The organism is Chitinasiproducens palmae (genome assembly GCF_900095735.1).
GTDB classification, from domain to species: domain Bacteria; phylum Pseudomonadota; class Gammaproteobacteria; order Burkholderiales; family Burkholderiaceae; genus Chitinasiproducens; species Chitinasiproducens palmae.
The window spans coordinates 16,787-32,368 of sequence record NZ_FNLO01000005.1; the positions used below are offsets into that span (position 1 = coordinate 16,787).

The window sequence follows — 15,582 nt, forward strand, 5'->3', positions numbered from 1 at the left end:
TGGGCGATCCTAACCGCGTCCGCGGCGTCATCGGCACCGCCGTGTCATCGGCACCAGGCGCGCCAATGACGGTCGGTGCCGATGACACCGCGCGTCTTAGACGATGCCCGCGCCGTGCGCCTGCAGATCGGCGTGATAGCTGGAACGCACCATCGGGCCGACCGCCGCATGCGTGAAGCCCATTTCGTAGGCGGCCTTCTCGTACCGCGCATACGTTTCCGGCGTCACGTACTCGCGCACCGGCAAGTGATGCTCCGACGGCTGCAGGTACTGGCCGATGGTCAGCATGTCGACATCATGGTCGCGCAGGTCCTGCATCACCTGCAGGATCTCCTCGGGCGTCTCGCCGAGCCCCACCATCAACCCCGATTTGGTCGCGACGTCCGGGTGGAGGGCCTTGAAGTCCTTCAACAAGCGCAGCGAATGCGCGTAGTCCGAACCCGGGCGCGCTTCGCGATACAAGCGCGGCACCGTTTCCAGATTGTGATTCATCACGTCCGGTGGCGCGGCGGTCAGGATGCCGATCGCACGATCCAGCCGGCCGCGGAAGTCCGGCGTCAGGATCTCGATGCGCGTCTGCGGCGACAGCGCGCGCACGCGCTCGATGCAGGCGACAAAGTGCGCGGCGCCGCCATCCTTCAGATCGTCGCGGTCGACGCTGGTGATCACCACGTACTTCAGTTTCAGCGCGGCAATCGTACGGGCCAGATTCTCGGGCTCGTTGACGTCGAGCGGGTCCGGACGGCCGTGTCCGACATCGCAGAACGGGCAGCGGCGGGTGCACTTGTCACCCATGATCATGAACGTCGCGGTGCCCTTGCCGAAGCACTCGCCGATGTTCGGGCAGCTGGCTTCCTCGCACACCGTATGCAACTGGTGCTCGCGCAGGATCTGCTTGATCTCGGTGAAGCGCGAGCTGTTGCTCGCCGCCTTGACGCGGATCCAGTCCGGCTTCTTCAGGCGTTCGATCGGTACGATCTTGATCGGAATCCGGGCAGTCTTGGCCTGTGCCTTCTGCTTCAGCGTCGGATCGTAGGTCGCGGCGTCGGACTTGACGCCGGTTTCGACAATGCTCATTGGCTTGTATCCAGTGGCGCGGCAGCGTCGGTCGAAGCCGGCGCCGGAGAGGGAGTCACGGTGGCGCGCTGGCGGACATGCGCGTCGAGCGCGCCGCGCAGCCGGGCGATCAGCGTGTCGGCCACCGCCTGCCAGTCGGCCCGCACGCCCAGCGTCGCCATGTCGATCGTCTGCAAGCCCTGATAACCGCAGGGATTGATGTCGTCGAACGGCCGGAGGTCCATGTCCACGTTCAGGCTCACGCCGTGATAGCTGCAACCGTTGCGGATTTTCAGGCCCAGGGCGGCAATCTTGGCGCCCGCGCCTGCATGGCCATCCGCGATGTAAATGCCGGGCGCGCCGGCCTTTCTCACACCCGGCAGATTATACGCCGCGAGCGTCTCGATCGCCGCCGCCTCGATCAGCGTCACGAGTTCGCGCACCATCAATCCGCGCCGCCGCAGGTCCAGCAGCAGATAGCAGACGATCTGGCCCGGGCCGTGGTAGGTGATCTGCCCGCCGCGATCGACGCGCACCAGTTCGATGCCGCGGCCCGCGGAAAGCAGGTGCGCCGGATTGCCGGCTTGGCCCAGCGTGAACACCGGCGGATGCTCGACCAGCCACAGCGCGTCCGGCGTGTCATGGTTGCGCGCATCGGTGAACGCACGCATCGCGTCGAACGTTTCGAGATACGGTCGGCGGCCGAGCGTCTTCACCGTGAGCGGCGGCGCCTTGTCGGCATGCGGCGGGGCCGCCACGCTGGCGGGCAGCGGAACGGGAGAGGGAGAGGCGGGAAGCGCAGGCATGCGCGGCAGTGTAGCAAATGCGCGCGCGGGCTGGTCCGCCTCATCGGCGCCGCGTCATCGCTCGAAGTCACCGGCCGATTGTTCAGCGCGCCTCACCCGGTAGCGGGCGGGCCGCCCGGACGCTCAGCAATTGCCGCGCTGCGCGCCCCCCAGCGCAGGCATCCAGCGGGCGAGCAGGCGTGCGCCCTCCCTGTGCCAGGCTGGACGCGCATCGGCCCAGGGCAAGGCCGCCGTGTGGCTGGTCCGGACCGCCACTGCAAGCGCCCTGGTCGACTCGTTGCCGAGCCACACCCGTTCGCCGCGCCGTAGCGTAACGGTTTCGCCGGCACCCAGCCAATAGTCGCGGGGGTCGCCGTCTCGCGTCAACCAGAGCCTGGCGTCAGCTGGGCCGTCGAGCCGCAGCGAGCCGCCCCAACGCAACCGCCAGCCACACTGCTCGCCTGCTTCCAACGTCAGATCCGTTCTTGTAACCTGTGCTCTCATGATGCCTTCCCCTGTCAGCCATGGCTCCATGATAGGTACGGCATCGACGCCTGAAAAACGATACTTTTTCACGGTTCTTGATAGACCGGCTAACAATGAAAATTCGCGACCTGCCGCCGATGGCAACACTGCGCGCGTTCGAGGCGGCCAGCCGCCTGCAGAGCTTCACCGGCGCGGCGGAGGAACTGTTCGTCACGCATGGGGCGGTCAGCCAACAGGTTCGGGCACTCGAGGCGCAACTCGGCGTCAGCCTTTTCGTGCGCAAAGGCAAGCGCGTGACCAATACGGAGGCGGGCCAGCGTTACGCGCGGAAAATCGCAGCCGCGCTGCAACAGTTGGCCGACGCGAGCGATGAAGTCGCCGAGCAAGGACGCGAACGACGGCTGGTGATCAGTACCCTGCCCTCCTTCGCGGCACGCTGGTTGATGCCGCGCATCGGCAGCTTCATCGAGGCACATCCGGACATCGATCTCGAACTGCGCGCGTCGACGGAACTGGTCGACCTGCAGCGCGAAGGCGTCGACGTCGCGATTCGGCATGGCTCGGGGCACTACCCCGGCTTGCACGTCGAGAAGCTGATGGACGAGTACTACTTCGCTGCGTGCAGCCCTAACTTCAACGACGGCATCCTGCCCGCCACCCCACGTGAATTGATCGAATCGCCATTGCTGCATTCGTCGCGCGACGAGAGCTGGCGCGCATGGCTGGACCGCGCCGGACTGCACGAGGTCGCCGAGCCGACGCGTGGCTCGCGCTACTTCGATTCGACCTATCTGCTCGATGCCGCGATTGCCGGCCACGGCGTCGCGCTGGTGCGGCACACCATTGCGCTGGCCGACATTGCCGAGGGCCGGTTGGTCAAGCTGTTCGACATCGAAGTACCGGCTTCCTTTGCGCTGTTCTTCGTCTGCACGCCTTCGCGGCTCGCACTGCCGCGTGTGCAGTTGTTCCGCGCGTGGTTGCTCGAGACCATGGCGGCCTTCCAGGCGGAACAGCAGAGGATTCGCTTGTCGGCGGCGCAAGCGGGCGGGGACCGACGGGCCGCGCCTTAGGCCGCAACACCGACGGCGGCGTTGCGTATCGGCGTGGAGCGAACCGGTCCGCCCGGGTTCAGCCCGGTCCGACGGCGGCACCGCCAGCGACTCGCGAGGCGCGACGCGGCCACGGGTCGCGCGACGATGCGGGCGTCGGGGCTGCCAGGACAGTCAAGGCCCCGGGCGGCCGCGGCAGCCGCCCTGTCGAAGGCGGTGCCCTTCGGTCAGATAAACGGCCCTGGACCGGTCATGTCGCCGGCCAAGTCCAGCGCTTGTTTTCGGACGCCGGCAAGCGAATCGCCTGCGTCATTGGCCCGACACCGCATGCTGTCGCAGCCGCCCTGGAATCCGCTACGGGGCCGGCTGCGACGGCGTATCGGGCCGCCGCTCAGAGCACGTATTTCGCGTCCGGATGCGCGGTCAGCGCGCGGTAGATGTCGTCGAGGTGGGCACGGCTTTGCGCGTGCACGACGACGGTCAGGCCCGTGTAGTTGCCGCTGCTCGAGGCACGCACCTCGATGGTTTCCGGCTTGAAGGCCGGATCGCGTTCGGCGACGAGCGCGCCGATTTCCCGGGTGAATTCGGGCGTGCTGCGGCCCATCACCTTGATCGGGAAGTCGCAGGGAAACGCGAAGATTTCGTCTTTGTCGTTGGCAGTCGTCATCACAGTCTCCAGCGAGGGCCGGCGCGGACGCCGGCCAGGCATCTCCAGATGCTTACTTCTTCTTCTGGAACATCAGCATCAGCGAATCCCACAGCCGGCCGACGATGCCGGCTTCCGGCACCTCTTCCAGCGCGACCACCGGGAACTGCGCCAACTCCTTGTCGTCGCCCATCACCTTCACGACGCCGACCTGCTGGCCCTTCTTCAGCGGCGCGATCAACGGGTCGGTGCGCACCAGGACCGGCTTGACCTTCTCGCCCATGCCCTTCGGCACGGTCAGGTACTGGTCGCTCAGCACACCGATCTTGACCGTATCTGCCTTGCCCTTGTAGACCTTCGGCGTCTCGATCGCCTGATTCGCCTGATACAGACGCAGCGAATCGAAGGCCTGATAGCCGTAATTCAACATCTTCAGGCTGTCCTGCACGCGAGCCGACTCCTTCGGCTCGCCCATCATGACCACCACCAGGCGCCGGCTTGCGCCGGGCACGTTGAGCAACGGCCGCTTCGCAGTCGCGATCAGGCAATAGCCGGCCGCGCGCGTGTGGCCGGTCTTCAGGCCATCGACGGTCGGATCCAGCCACAGCAGCCGGTTGCGGTTTGGCTGGCGGATGTTGTTGTACTTGAACTCCCGCTCCGAGAAGATCGGGTAGTAGTCCGGGAAGTCACGGATCAGGTGCGTCGACAGCGTCGCGAGATCGCCCGCCGTCGTGTAGTGATTCGGGTCGGGCATGCCGTTGACGTCGGCGAACTGGGTACGCGTCATGCCCAGTTGCTTGGCCTTGGCATTCATCATCGTCACGAAGCCGGATTCGCTGCCGCCCAGCAGCTCGGCCAGCGCGATCGCCGCGTCGTTGCCGGACTGGGTGACCATGCCGTGCAACAGATCATGCACCGAGACCGGCTTGTTGGGTTCGATGAACATGCGCGACTCGTCGCGCCCCACCCGCCGGACCGATTCCGTCGGCGTGATGATCTGGTCGAGCGTGATCTTCTTGGCCCGCAGCGCGTCGAAGACCAGATAGGTCGTCATCAGCTTCGTCAGCGAAGCCGGTTCGACCCGCTGGTCAGCGTTGTAGGAGGCGAGCACCTGGTTCGCGGAAGCATCGACCAGGAGCCAGGCCTGCGCGGTGACCGGAGGCGGCGGCACCTGGGCGCGCGCGGCGGGCACGACGAACAAAGACGAGGCCAGCGTCGCTGCGGCGGCGACGCGCTGAACGGAGACGGGAAAAGGCATAGATGGAATCGGCTGAACAGCGGAAAGAGCGACGAAGCGGGCGGCGGTCCGAACGGCGGGCCAGAGCCGGGTGACAGCGGCGAACAACGATCACGCCAAACGATCACGACACGCGATCACAGCGCAACCGCAGCACTGCCGCGGCATGAGCACGAACGAACACGGCGCAGCGCAACGTCATTGCAAAGCGTCGAGCGGCGCCGGATCAGCGCACGCCCTGGCAACGCGGTAGCCCGCCCAGGGGTACACGGACCCTGGACCGGCCTGGCAGAACGGACGCGCAACGCACGCCGGCGTTCTCCCGACCGCACGATCGAGACGATTATACGCGCCAGTCCTCGACGATCACCTGTTTCAGTATGTGTAGCTTGCCATGGAAGAAATGCTCGCCGCCCGGGATCACCACGACCGGGAGTTCCTGCGGGCGCGCCCAGTCGAACACATCGGTGAGCGGAATCGTCTCGTCTTGCTCGCCGTGGATCACAAGCGTGTCGGCGGGCACGTCAGGCACCTGCCAGCGTCCGGCCGGCGTGCCGACCAGCACCATGCGCTGCGCCGCGTCGTCGCGTGCGCGGAGCGTCGCACCGACGCTGCTCGCCACGAACGCCCCGAACGAGAAGCCGGCCAGTGCGAACGGCAGGTCACGATGGCCGGGCATCGCGCGCACATGCTCGATCAGGGCAAGCAGATCGTCCTGCTCGCCATGTCCCCGGTCGTGCTCGCCCTCGCTTTCGCCGACGCCGCGAAAATTGAGCCGCGCGGCGACATAACCCAGTTGCGCGAAGGTGCGCGCCAGCGTCTGCGCGACCTTGTTGTCCATCGTGCCGTGGAACAACGGGTGCGGATGGGCGACGAAAGCCAGGCCGACCGGCCCTGCCGGCGACGCTTCGGCCGACTCGCCCGCGCCGCGGCGACTCGGGTCCGGCATTTCGAGGGCAATCTCGAGCTTGCCGGCCGGGCCGTCGATCGTATAACGCTGCGCGCGGGCATTCATCAGACCGGCGCTCCCGGGCGATCCACCAGCAGGCGCTCGACGATGCGGCCGTGTTGCAGATGGGAGTCGACAATCTCGTCGATGTCGGTCTCGTCGAGGTAGGTGTACCAGGTGCCTTCCGGATAGACCACCAGCACTGGCCCCTGTTCGCAGCGGTCGAGGCAGCCGGCCTGGTTGATCCGGACCTTGCCCTCGCCGGCCAGACCCAGCGCCTTGACGCGCTTCTTCGCATGCTTCTGCATGCGCTGCGCATCGCAATTGCCGCAGCTCGGGCGGGAGGCGTCCGGATCGCGCTGATTCAGGCAGAAGAAGACGTGGTGCTTGTAGAAGGAGGCCATGACGGTCCCGGTGGCGGTCGAACGGAAATTATAGCGAGCGCCTCGAAACGACGCGGCGGCCGGCGCCGCGCGACGTCGGTCGGCAAAACCACCGGGGTGCGGTCGCCCGGCGGCCTAGGAGTAGGTGCCGGCACGGCGGCGCGCGCGACGCGCCAGCCAGCCCTGCTCCGCCGAGACGAGCAGCCAGGCCAGCGCGCAGAACGGCCAGACACGCGCCAGGCACTGCGCCAGAAAATTCAGGTGCCGATATTGTCCGGCGCGCCAGCCGGCGAGGATCACGTCGAAGTAAGGGTTGAGCGGCAGCACATTGACCAGGACCACCGCGACGAGCAGCAGCACGAACGCGAGCATCGCGCGGCCGCCGAACGGCAGGCGCAGTGCCAATGGCAGCAACAGCACGGCGGCCAGCAGGCCGAGCCGGGCGCCCGGCGTCAGCCAGTCCAGTGCGCCGCCCAGCGAGTGCACGTCGTCCAGCGCCGCCTTGACCACCAGCGTCAGCAGCAGGAGCCCATAGATCAGGCGCAGCCGCGGCGCGCCCGGGCGCAGTGTCAGCGATGCGAACAGGCCGAACGCCAGCACGTTGCTGGCCGCGATCACGGCCTCCCAAGTCGGCGAATCGAGCAGGCCGGCCAGCCGCGCCGGCGCTTCGGCCAGCCAGGGCGACAGACCCAGCACGCGATCCGTGATGGCCGCGTCGGCGCTGCGCCACAGCGCGCGCGGCCAGTCCCCGGTGCCGAACAGGAACGGCTGCGGGAACGTCTGCGCAATCGGCCACAGGCCGAGCAGCGTCAGCGCCGAGCTGGTATGCCGTTCGAACCAGTGAAAGCGCAGGCGGCGCAGGTAGCCGCGGTCCAGCAAGGGCCCGCACAGCGGCACCCCGACGGCGCCGCCGAGCAGCGCCCCGAGCGCATTGCTGGCGAGGTCGAGGTTCGATGCGACCCGGGTCGGCAAATAGGTCTGCACCGCCTCGATGCAGAACGACAGGGCCCCGCCGGCGAGCGCGGCCAGCAGCACGGCCCGGACGTTGCGCAGGCGCGGATAGAACGACCAGACCAGCAGTGCGCCGAGCGGCATGTAGCCGAGGACGTTGATGACGACGTCGAAGGTCGTCCAGTAATGGGGCAGCGGCGCGGCGAGGTAGTCAAACGGGCCGAAACCGACCGAGCGCCAGCCCCGGAACGGATACAGGCTGCCGTACAGCACGAGCGCCGCATAGACGGCGAGCGCCTGCCGCGCCAGCGGCGAAGCACGCCGCTGCCAGTCCGGCAACGCGGACCGGAGCCTCACGATGCCGGCCGCACTTGGCCAAGCCAGGCCGCGATGTCCTGGCAGGAGGCGTCGGTGGCGCGCGCAAGCGCGTCAACGCCGCCTGCCGCGTCGGCGCTGCGCGACGGTTCGCTACGCTGGAACGTGCGCTGTGCCCTCACCTGACCATCGCTGATCAGCGACACGCGCAGCACGACGACGCCACGGCTTTCGCGGGGTGCGTCGAACCATTGCGCGAATTCCACCAGTTGCACCGCGAGCAGGGGCGCCTTCACCGGTTCGCCGCCGCCCAGCACCGTGTAGCGAGTCGCCAGCGAATCGCGCAGCCGCTGCGTCAGCATCTGGGCCGGCGTCATGGTCCAGCGGCTGGTGGTGTACAGGTTGGCCTCGCGCTCGCCTGCGTAGCGGAGCCGATAGCGGATCTGGTCCGAGGACAGGTCCGCCGGCGCATCGACCGTCGCGATCTTGAGCACCGGCAGCGGGGCGGCCGACGGCGTACCGGCGGCCGGGGCGAGCGCCGCCGACGGCAACGGGCCGAGGTCGAACCGCTGCGCCCGAATCACCGCTTTCTGTGCCGGCGCCGCGCAGGCGCCCAACAGCGTACAGGCGCCCAATACGGTCGCCAGCGCGGCGGCGAAGCGGCGCGTTACGGATGGGGTCATGCGTTTTTCTCCTGCACTGCGGGCGATCGGGGCGGCACGGACGGGACGCGTGCCGCGGCCGCCCCGGCAGCGTCCGCGCGATTGCCGGGACCGAATGAATGGAAGCGTCCGAAGCTACGGCGCTCGACCGCTAGCCCCGAACGCGCGTTCGAACCGACATGAGGGCCGGCAGAGGCGGCAGAGGCGGCAGAGGCGGCAAAGGCGGCAAAGGCGGCGAAGGCGGCAGAGGCGGCATGGGCGGCGACACGCGACACCGCGCTGAGTCTGCTTGCCTGCCATGTTGCCCGCCATGTCGCCTGCTTCGTCATCAGCCTCGTCACCTGCCGCGCTGTCATTGGCCCGCCTCGGCCGGCCAATGGAAACCAGGCTCGCCCGGTCCCGGCGACGCCGGCGGCGCGCCGAACAACAAGGTGCGCGGGTTGCCGCCGACCAGGTCAGCCGCGCGCGTGACACTGCGGGTGGCGGCGCGCACGTCGTCGGACAGGCTGTTCAATCTCGGCAGCGTGTCATAACCGACGCGCCCGGACAACTCGGCCACCGTCCGATCGAGATTCTGCAACGAAACGCTTGCGCGTTCAGCGGCCAGCCCCGCACGGTTCAGGTTGGTGAACAGGGGGCCGTCCGAGCGGTTCAGCGTCGCGGTCAGCGCGCGGGTCGAGGCGAGCGTCTGGTTCAATTGCGACACCGTTTCCGGCAACTGGCCCACGACCGGACGCAACTGTTCGGCGAGCGCGCCGAAACGGTCGGCCGCATGCTGGATGCTGGCCGCGGTATCGAGCATGCGCTGACGCGTTTCCTGGTCGGACAGCGCCTGCAGGTTGGTCAGCAGCTTTTCCGACTGCGCCAGCAATGCCTCGCCACGCTTCTGCAGATCGCCGAGCAGGCTCGGCCGCATCGGCAGCCGCGCGATCTGCCCGGGCGGCGCAACCAGCGGCCGGCTGTCATGTCCGTTGTCGTCGAGTTGCATGTAGGCGAGGCCGGTCACGCCCTGATAGCCGAGACTCGCCACGGTCGATGCCGTCACCGGCGCACGGCGATCGACGGCGATGCGAATCACGATCTGCCCCGGCACCCGCGGGTCGAAGTCGATCTTCTCGACCCGGCCGACCGGCAGGCCGCGCAGCCGCACCAGCGCGTTCGGCGACAAACCGGTGACGCTGCCCCGGGTGACGACTTCGTACGGCACCCGCTCCACCGTGTCGCGCTTCAGCCAGACGATGGTGAGAATGATCGCTGCGCCGAGCAGCAAGGTGAACAATCCGGCGACGAAAGCATGCGACTTGTTTTCCATGTGTTTCAGTTCTCGCTCCGGAAAGCCCCGGCGTGGCTGCCAGCCAGCGCGGCACGCACGCGCTCCGGCGCCGCGGCAAGCCGCTCTGGCGGCAGGCCGCCGAGCGCACGCAGGCCGCGCTCGCCGAGGAAGTATTCGTTGACGAAGGGGTCGTCGAGCGCGGCGACCGTTTCGACGCTGCCGACGCCCAGCACGCGCTTGTTGGCCAGCACCGCGACGCGGTTCGCCAACGCGACAAGCGTGTCGAGATCGTGGGTCACCATCACCACCGTCAGGCCGAGCGCGCGATGCAGCGTGCCGATCAGGTCGACGAACGCCTCGGAGGCGGCCGGGTCCAGCCCCGCCGTGGGCTCGTCGAGGAACAGCAGTTCAGGTTCGAGCACGATGGCGCGCGCAATACCGACGCGCTTCACCATCCCGCCCGACAGGTCGGCGGGCATCTTCGCCGCGTCGGCCATCGTCAGACCGACCATCTCCAGCTTGAGCCGCACGATGTCGGTCATCAGGTCGTCCGGCACCCGGCCGAACTCGCGCACCGGCTGCGCGATGTTGTCGTACACCGACAGCGACGAAAACAGCGCGCCGTGCTGGAACAGCATGCCGATGCGGTTGCGCAGGCGGCGCTCCAGGCGGGCCGAGCGATGACCAAGGGCCTCGCCGAACACGCGGATCGTGCCAGCGGTGGGCGCCTCCAGCGCAAGGATCTGGCGCACCAGCGTGGTCTTGCCCGATCCGGAGCCACCGACCAGGCCCAATACCTCGCCGCGCCGCACGGTCAGATCGAGATTGTCGTGGATCACCGTGTCGCCGTACTGCTTGCGCAGGCCCTGGATTTCGATCACCGGCGCGCCCACCACTGGCGCAGCGTGCCGCCGCACCGCCGCGGTGAAATCGCCGTACTCGCCGCTGTACGCTTTCATCGCAAGCCCACCTTGGAGAACAGGATCGCGAACACCGCATCGGCAATGATCACCGTGGTGATCGACGTCACCACCGATACCGTCGTGCCGTCGCCGAGGCTTTGCGAATTCGGCTTGATGCGCAGACCGAAGTGGCAGCCGACCAGCGCGATCAACACGCCGAACACCAGCCCCTTGCCCAGGCCGATGTAGAGATTGGCGATTGGCACCGCCCGCTGCAACGCGGACACGAAGAAATGGAAATCGATGCCGAGCACCAGTTGCGATGCGACCATGCCACCGATCAGCGCAACGATGTCGGTCCACATCACCAGCAGCGGCATCGCGATGGCAAGTGCCAGCACGCGCGGCAGGATCAGCCGACGTCCGGTCGAGATGCCCATCACGCGCATTGCGTCCAGCTCCTCGGTGAGCCGCATCACGCCGAGTTGCGCGGTAATTGCCGACCCGGAGCGGCCCGCGACCAGGATCGCCGCGATCACCGGGCCGAGCTCGCGCACGATCGACAGACCCAGGATGTTGACGATGAAGGCACTCGCGCCGAAGGTCTGCAACTGCTGCGCGGACAGGTAGCCGAGCACGATGCCGAGCAGGAAGCCGACCAGCGCGGTGATGCCGAGCGCGCGCGCGCCGGCCGCATAGACATAGGCGGACAGCTCGCGCCAGGGCATCTGCCGGGGACGCCGGATCACCGCGGCGACATCGATCACGAAACCGCCAAGCAGCACGATGCCGTCGCGCAGATTGGCGACGAACACGAACAACGCCAGCCCGAGCGCGGTGATCGGATCCGGGCGGCGCGGCGGCGTCCAGGGCGCCGACTGGTGATCGAGCGCCGCGATTCGTTCGAAAATCTCCCGCTGCGTGTCGCTCATCACGATCGCCGTCGGCAGGCTGCGCCCCCATGCACGCCACAGTGCCTGCGCGCCGACATGGTCCAGGCCGGTCAGCGAATCGAGCCGCCAGTCGGCGATGCCGCTGGCGCGGATCTGGCGCAGCAGCCGGCGCGCGTCGCGTGGATCGCGCGCCAGGCCCAGCGCGGTCCACGAACCAAGCAGGCGTGCCACGCCTTGCGCCTCGCCCTCGAGCACCACATCGGGAAAATCCGCCTGCTGGTCTGCGCTAGCTGTCACTCCTCAACCCATCCGGCCGCTGTCGAATGGTCATTGTAGCGATCCCCAGCCCGCCGCACCTAGCCGCGACGCCGGCTTGGGCGCACGGCTTGCCGCTACAATGCCGCCATGCTGCCCTCCGCCCCCACTGCCAGCGCCGCACCGGACGACGTGCCGGGCGATGCGCACTTCGATCTGGCGCGCGCGCGCGCCCGTCTGGCCGCCGACGCGCTGACCGCCGACTGGCAGTTGTCGTTCGTGTCGGAAACCGGTTCGACCAACGCCGACCTGCTGGCGCGGCTCGGCGCCCTCACCCGCGTGGCGGCGGACGCCGACCCGCTGAGCCGGCCGGCGCAGGCGCCGCGGCCGGAATGCCTCGTCGCCGGCACGCAGCGCGCGGGCCGTGGCCGCCAGGGACGCCCTTGGCAAAGTCCTCCGGGCAATGGCCTGCTTTGTTCCACCGCGATGGTCGTCGAGGCACCGGTCGGCAGCCTCAGCAGTCTCAGCCTGGTGGCGGGCGCCGCGCTGGTGACCGCACTGCGCTCGCTGCCGCTGACGGCACCGGAGCGCATTGCGCTGAAGTGGCCCAACGACGTCCTGCTGGACGGCCGCAAGCTGGCCGGCATCCTGATCGAACTGGCAGCGGCGCGCCACGGCCGGGCGGCGTTGGTGATCGGCGTGGGCATCAACCTGCGCGCGACGCCCGTCGCTACCCCGCCCGCCGTGGCGGACCGCGCGGCGGGCGCGGCCACCGATGCGCAGCACGCGACCGCGCCGACTGCCCCGTCGGCCCTATCGGCCCTAACGGCCCGGTCGGCCCTGTCGCGCGCCAGCCTGGATGAATTGATCGCGGCCACGCCGGACTTTGCCGGCGACGTGCTGGTGGCCTGGCTCGTCGAACTGGCAAGATCGATCGCGCTGTTCGAACGCGCCGGTTTCGCACCGTTCCGGGACGTGTGGTGGCGCAATCACGCCTACGCGGGTCAGGCGGTGACGCTGTTCGACCAAGGGCAGCCCACGCTCGGCGGCATCGCGGCCGGCATCGACGAGACTGGACGCCTGTTGATCGACGATGGCACCAGCGTGCGGCCGGTGAGCAGCGGCGACCTCTCGCTGCGCCTGAGTACGCAGCCATGAACGCGCGCGAGGCAAGTCCACGCTCACCGCACTCGCCGCAATCTGGTTTTCCTGCGCTCCTGATCGACGCCGGCAACAGCCGCATCAAGTGGCTGCTGGCCGCGGCGGACGGTACACGGCTGGCAGCCGGCCACCTGTCCCATGCGTGCGCGCCGGCGGAAACGGCGGCGTTCGATGCGCTGCCGCCACCCGCGACGGCCTGGCTGTCGAATGTGGCCGGCGACGCCGTTGGTGCGCGGCTACAGGCCGTGATCGCCGCCCGCTGGCTTGCTGTGCCGGTCCAGCGCGTACGCGCGTGCGCGCAGCAAGGCGGCGTGCGGAACGGCTATCGCGAACCTGGCCGTCTGGGCAGCGATCGCTGGGCCTCGCTGCTGGGCGCGCGCGCCGCCTTCCCGGGCGAAACGCTGCTGATCGCCACCTTCGGCACCGCCACCACGCTGGAGTTGCTGGAAGCCGACGGCCGCTTCACTGGCGGGCTGATCGCGCCGGGCTGGTCGCTGATGCTGCGCTCGCTCGGCGAACACACCGCGCAGTTGCCGGCACTGACGCCTGCCGCGGCCGAAGCGCTGGGCGCCGACCCCAGCCAGGCGTTCGCAAACGAGACCGCCCGTGCGATGGTGGAAGGATGTCGGGCCGCGCAGGCCGGTTTGATCGAACGCGCATGGCGGGCGCGCCGCGAAGCCGATCCGGCGACGACGCTGCGCTGCGTGCTGGCCGGTGGCGCCGCCGACGAGATTGCACCCGTGCTGACCATTCCGCACACCCGGCATGACGATCTGGTGCTGGCTGGCCTGTACGAGATCGCGCGCGAAGCGATCGGTGCTTCGCCCGACTGAGGGGCGCAGCCGGAGCGGCCGGATACCGGCCGCGCAGATCGTAAGGCTGAATGGGCGGCTGTAGGGACCGCTGTTGGGGCGGCTGTGGGCGGCGTGCGGCAGGGCCGTGCCTGAGCGCTTAGTTCAAAAGTGAGCAGGAACGATGGCTGGCTGACGCCGGCGCTCAGCCCTGACGGACGCGCGTCAGCAGCGCGGTGGTCGAGCGCTGATGCTCGAACGGGATGGCCAGCGCGGTGCCGCCGGTCGCCCGCACCAGCGCGGACTCGGGCAGGCTGTCCATGTCGTAGTCGCCGCCCTTGACCAGGATGTCCGGCCGCAGCGCGCGGATCATCTCGATCGGCGTCGCCTCGTCGAACATCACCACGGCGTCGACCGATTGCAGCGCGGCGAGCAACGCCATGCGGTCGGATTCGGTATTGATCGGGCGGTCGTCGCCCTTGCCAAGCTGCCGTACCGAGGCGTCGCTGTTGACGCCGACGATCAGGCAGCCGCCCAAGGCCCGCGCGCGCGCCAGATAGGTGACATGGCCACGGTGCAGGATGTCGAACACGCCGTTGGTGAAGACCACCGGGCCGGGCAACGAGTCGCGGCCGTGGACCAGATGTTCGAGCGACAGAAGCTTGCGCTCGAACTCCGGTGGCGTGGTCGGCGTGGAAGACGTCGGCTGACTCATGGCAATGCCTCGGTTGATGACGCGACGTGGCGACGTGGCGCGAAGTGTCGCGGCGTGGCCAAGCCTGGCCTGGCTCAGGCGTTCGCCGCAGCGTCCTGCTCGCTGGCCAGACGCGCCGTCACGGTCTTGCGGTAGCGGTTCAGTTCCTGTGCGGTGGCGAACTTCTGCTCGAACAGGATGGACATATTGTGGAGGATGCGATCGACCACCTTGTTTTCCCAGCTCCCATCGAAGCGGATCTGCTCGTCGAGCCAGCGCTCCAGCCATTCCGGATCGGGCAGGCGCGACTGCACGGTGTCGTTCGGGAACAGGTCCTTGTTGACGTGCAGATTGGTCGGGTGCAGCGGCTTTTCGGTACGGCGCGCCGACGCCATCAACACGCCGATCTTCGCGAACGCGGCCCGCGCGGCATCGCCGTGCCGGCTCAGCGCGCGCTTCATGTAGCGCAGGTAGGCGCCGCCATGGCGCGCCTCGTCACGCGAGATCGTGTCGTAGATGTGCTTGATGACCGGTTCGGTGTGCCAGTCGCCGGCGCAGCGATACCAATGGTTCAGCCGGATCTCGCCACAGAAGTGCAGCATCAGCGTTTCCAGCGGCGGCGCCGGGTCGAACGGGAAGCGCACCGCGTGCAGTTCTTCCTCGGTCGGCACGTGCTGCGGGGCGAAACGGCGCAGGTACTCCATCAGCACCAGCGCGTGTTTCTGTTCCTCGAAGAACCACACGCTCATGAACGCCGAGAAATCGCTGTCGTCGCGGTTGTCGCGCAGGAACATCTCCGTGGCGGGCAGTGCGGCCCACTCGGTGATCGCGTTCATCTTGACGGTGATCGCCTGCTCATCGGACAGCTTGGACGCGTCGAACTTGTCCCAGGGGATGTCGCGCTCCATATCCCAACGAACCGATTCGAGCGACTTGTAGAGCTCGGGAAAAAGCATGCCGTTCATGTTTCAAATCCGAAATATCGTGCCCCACGGGAGCCGTGCAAGGGCGCTGCTTGTCGTCCTACCCGTTTTGTCCTTGGCCAGGGCTGGCAGGAACGGCAGGGCTGATGCGGGACGGGGCATCCCGGCCGT

The 15,582-nt window shown here is 68.3% G+C and carries 17 protein-coding genes; 3 read left to right on the top strand and 14 right to left on the bottom strand.

All coding sequences use genetic code 11. The features are described 5' to 3' along the window. Positions 1 to 96: 96 nt before the first annotated feature. From lipA to BLU54_RS09545, 3 genes are all read right to left on the bottom strand, one after another. Positions 97 to 1,077, bottom strand: a complete 981-nt coding sequence (gene lipA, locus BLU54_RS09535; RefSeq protein ID WP_091907476.1) for a lipoyl synthase — start codon at positions 1,075 to 1,077, stop codon at positions 97 to 99. Further along, on the bottom strand, positions 1,074 to 1,862 hold the full coding sequence (gene lipB / locus BLU54_RS09540; RefSeq protein ID WP_091907478.1) for a lipoyl(octanoyl) transferase LipB: 789 nt from the start codon (positions 1,860 to 1,862) through the stop codon (positions 1,074 to 1,076). Before lipB ends, lipA begins: the two co-directional genes overlap by 4 nt. A 123-nt stretch (positions 1,863 to 1,985) precedes the next feature. After that, positions 1,986 to 2,345 carry a DUF2917 domain-containing protein gene (locus tag BLU54_RS09545; protein WP_091907991.1) on the bottom strand — a complete coding sequence of 120 codons (360 nt, stop codon included), beginning with the start codon at positions 2,343 to 2,345 and terminating at the stop codon, positions 1,986 to 1,988. A gap of 95 nt (positions 2,346 to 2,440) precedes the next feature. Between BLU54_RS09545 and gcvA the strand changes: the two genes are divergently transcribed. Next, positions 2,441 to 3,397: a transcriptional regulator GcvA gene (gcvA, locus tag BLU54_RS09550; protein WP_091907480.1), complete on the top strand. Its 957-nt coding sequence runs from the start codon at positions 2,441 to 2,443 to the stop codon at positions 3,395 to 3,397. Positions 3,398 to 3,767: 370 nt separating this feature from the next. Here the strand turns inward: gcvA and BLU54_RS09555 are convergent, their stop codons facing one another. The 9 genes from BLU54_RS09555 to BLU54_RS09595 form a co-directional block, all read right to left on the bottom strand. Beyond that, positions 3,768 to 4,043, bottom strand: a complete 276-nt coding sequence (locus BLU54_RS09555; RefSeq protein ID WP_091907482.1) for a YbeD family protein — start codon at positions 4,041 to 4,043, stop codon at positions 3,768 to 3,770. Positions 4,044 to 4,095: 52 nt separating this feature from the next. After that, positions 4,096 to 5,280, bottom strand: a complete 1,185-nt coding sequence (locus BLU54_RS09560; protein WP_091907484.1) for a D-alanyl-D-alanine carboxypeptidase family protein — start codon at positions 5,278 to 5,280, stop codon at positions 4,096 to 4,098. A gap of 322 nt (positions 5,281 to 5,602) precedes the next feature. Then, a complete protein-coding gene (locus BLU54_RS09565) occupies positions 5,603 to 6,274 on the bottom strand; it encodes an alpha/beta hydrolase (protein ID WP_091907486.1) in 672 nt (223 codons plus the stop codon). Then, on the bottom strand, positions 6,274 to 6,612 hold the full coding sequence (locus BLU54_RS09570) for a (2Fe-2S) ferredoxin domain-containing protein (protein ID WP_091907488.1): 339 nt from the start codon (positions 6,610 to 6,612) through the stop codon (positions 6,274 to 6,276). The genes BLU54_RS09565 and BLU54_RS09570 overlap by 1 nt, the downstream gene beginning before the upstream one ends. Before the next feature lie 114 nt (positions 6,613 to 6,726). After that, positions 6,727 to 7,899, bottom strand: a complete 1,173-nt coding sequence (locus tag BLU54_RS09575; protein WP_235837877.1) for a VanZ family protein — start codon at positions 7,897 to 7,899, stop codon at positions 6,727 to 6,729. Continuing rightward, the gene (locus tag BLU54_RS09580) at positions 7,896 to 8,540 is read right to left on the bottom strand and encodes an ABC-type transport auxiliary lipoprotein family protein (RefSeq protein ID WP_091907492.1); all 645 of its coding nucleotides are present in this window, start codon (positions 8,538 to 8,540) and stop codon (positions 7,896 to 7,898) included. Before BLU54_RS09580 ends, BLU54_RS09575 begins: the two co-directional genes overlap by 4 nt. 331 nt (positions 8,541 to 8,871) lie before the next feature. Further along, positions 8,872 to 9,831: an MlaD family protein gene (locus BLU54_RS09585; RefSeq protein ID WP_091907494.1), complete on the bottom strand. Its 960-nt coding sequence runs from the start codon at positions 9,829 to 9,831 to the stop codon at positions 8,872 to 8,874. Between the two features lie 5 nt (positions 9,832 to 9,836). After that, positions 9,837 to 10,751 (bottom strand): ABC transporter ATP-binding protein, encoded by a 915-nt coding sequence (locus tag BLU54_RS09590; protein ID WP_091907496.1) that lies wholly within the window; start codon positions 10,749 to 10,751, stop codon positions 9,837 to 9,839. Then, complete coding sequence (locus tag BLU54_RS09595; RefSeq protein WP_407919409.1) at positions 10,748 to 11,884, bottom strand: MlaE family ABC transporter permease; 1,137 nt, start codon at positions 11,882 to 11,884, stop codon at positions 10,748 to 10,750. The genes BLU54_RS09590 and BLU54_RS09595 overlap by 4 nt, the downstream gene beginning before the upstream one ends. Before the next feature lie 108 nt (positions 11,885 to 11,992). Here BLU54_RS09595 and BLU54_RS09600 point away from each other — a divergent pair, with 108 nt between their 5' ends. Beyond that, the gene (locus BLU54_RS09600) at positions 11,993 to 13,000 is read left to right on the top strand and encodes a biotin--[acetyl-CoA-carboxylase] ligase (protein ID WP_091907498.1); all 1,008 of its coding nucleotides are present in this window, start codon (positions 11,993 to 11,995) and stop codon (positions 12,998 to 13,000) included. After that, positions 12,997 to 13,836, top strand: coding sequence for a type III pantothenate kinase (locus BLU54_RS09605; RefSeq protein ID WP_091907500.1), 840 nt, complete (start codon positions 12,997 to 12,999; stop codon positions 13,834 to 13,836). Before BLU54_RS09600 ends, BLU54_RS09605 begins: the two co-directional genes overlap by 4 nt. Positions 13,837 to 13,999: 163 nt before the next feature. Here the strand turns inward: BLU54_RS09605 and rfaE2 are convergent, their stop codons facing one another. Continuing rightward, a complete protein-coding gene (gene rfaE2, locus BLU54_RS09610; protein WP_091907502.1) occupies positions 14,000 to 14,509 on the bottom strand; it encodes a D-glycero-beta-D-manno-heptose 1-phosphate adenylyltransferase in 510 nt (169 codons plus the stop codon). Positions 14,510 to 14,583: 74 nt separating this feature from the next. After that, the gene (locus BLU54_RS09615) at positions 14,584 to 15,453 is read right to left on the bottom strand and encodes a ferritin family protein (RefSeq protein ID WP_091907504.1); all 870 of its coding nucleotides are present in this window, start codon (positions 15,451 to 15,453) and stop codon (positions 14,584 to 14,586) included. Positions 15,454 to 15,582: the final 129 nt, after the last annotated feature.

Excerpts from the sequence above, each read along its gene's own strand:
- BLU54_RS09570 (WP_091907488.1), bottom strand. The coding sequence starts at position 6,612 with ATGGCCTCCTTCTACAAGCACCACGTCTTCTTCTGCCTGAATCAGCGC.
- BLU54_RS09590 (WP_091907496.1), bottom strand. The coding sequence starts at position 10,751 with ATGAAAGCGTACAGCGGCGAGTACGGCGATTTCACCGCGGCGGTGCGG.
- gcvA (WP_091907480.1), top strand. The coding sequence starts at position 2,441 with ATGAAAATTCGCGACCTGCCGCCGATGGCAACACTGCGCGCGTTCGAG.
- BLU54_RS09555 (WP_091907482.1), bottom strand. The coding sequence starts at position 4,043 with ATGACGACTGCCAACGACAAAGACGAAATCTTCGCGTTTCCCTGCGAC.
- lipA (WP_091907476.1), bottom strand. The coding sequence starts at position 1,077 with ATGAGCATTGTCGAAACCGGCGTCAAGTCCGACGCCGCGACCTACGAT.
- lipB (WP_091907478.1), bottom strand. The coding sequence starts at position 1,862 with ATGCCTGCGCTTCCCGCCTCTCCCTCTCCCGTTCCGCTGCCCGCCAGC.
- BLU54_RS09605 (WP_091907500.1), top strand. The coding sequence starts at position 12,997 with ATGAACGCGCGCGAGGCAAGTCCACGCTCACCGCACTCGCCGCAATCT.
- rfaE2 (WP_091907502.1), bottom strand. The coding sequence starts at position 14,509 with ATGAGTCAGCCGACGTCTTCCACGCCGACCACGCCACCGGAGTTCGAG.
- BLU54_RS09545 (WP_091907991.1), bottom strand. The coding sequence starts at position 2,345 with ATGAGAGCACAGGTTACAAGAACGGATCTGACGTTGGAAGCAGGCGAG.
- BLU54_RS09560 (WP_091907484.1), bottom strand. The coding sequence starts at position 5,280 with ATGCCTTTTCCCGTCTCCGTTCAGCGCGTCGCCGCCGCAGCGACGCTG.
- BLU54_RS09615 (WP_091907504.1), bottom strand. The coding sequence starts at position 15,453 with ATGAACGGCATGCTTTTTCCCGAGCTCTACAAGTCGCTCGAATCGGTT.
- BLU54_RS09585 (WP_091907494.1), bottom strand. The coding sequence starts at position 9,831 with ATGGAAAACAAGTCGCATGCTTTCGTCGCCGGATTGTTCACCTTGCTG.
- BLU54_RS09565 (WP_091907486.1), bottom strand. The coding sequence starts at position 6,274 with ATGAATGCCCGCGCGCAGCGTTATACGATCGACGGCCCGGCCGGCAAG.
- BLU54_RS09600 (WP_091907498.1), top strand. The coding sequence starts at position 11,993 with ATGCTGCCCTCCGCCCCCACTGCCAGCGCCGCACCGGACGACGTGCCG.
- BLU54_RS09580 (WP_091907492.1), bottom strand. The coding sequence starts at position 8,540 with ATGACCCCATCCGTAACGCGCCGCTTCGCCGCCGCGCTGGCGACCGTA.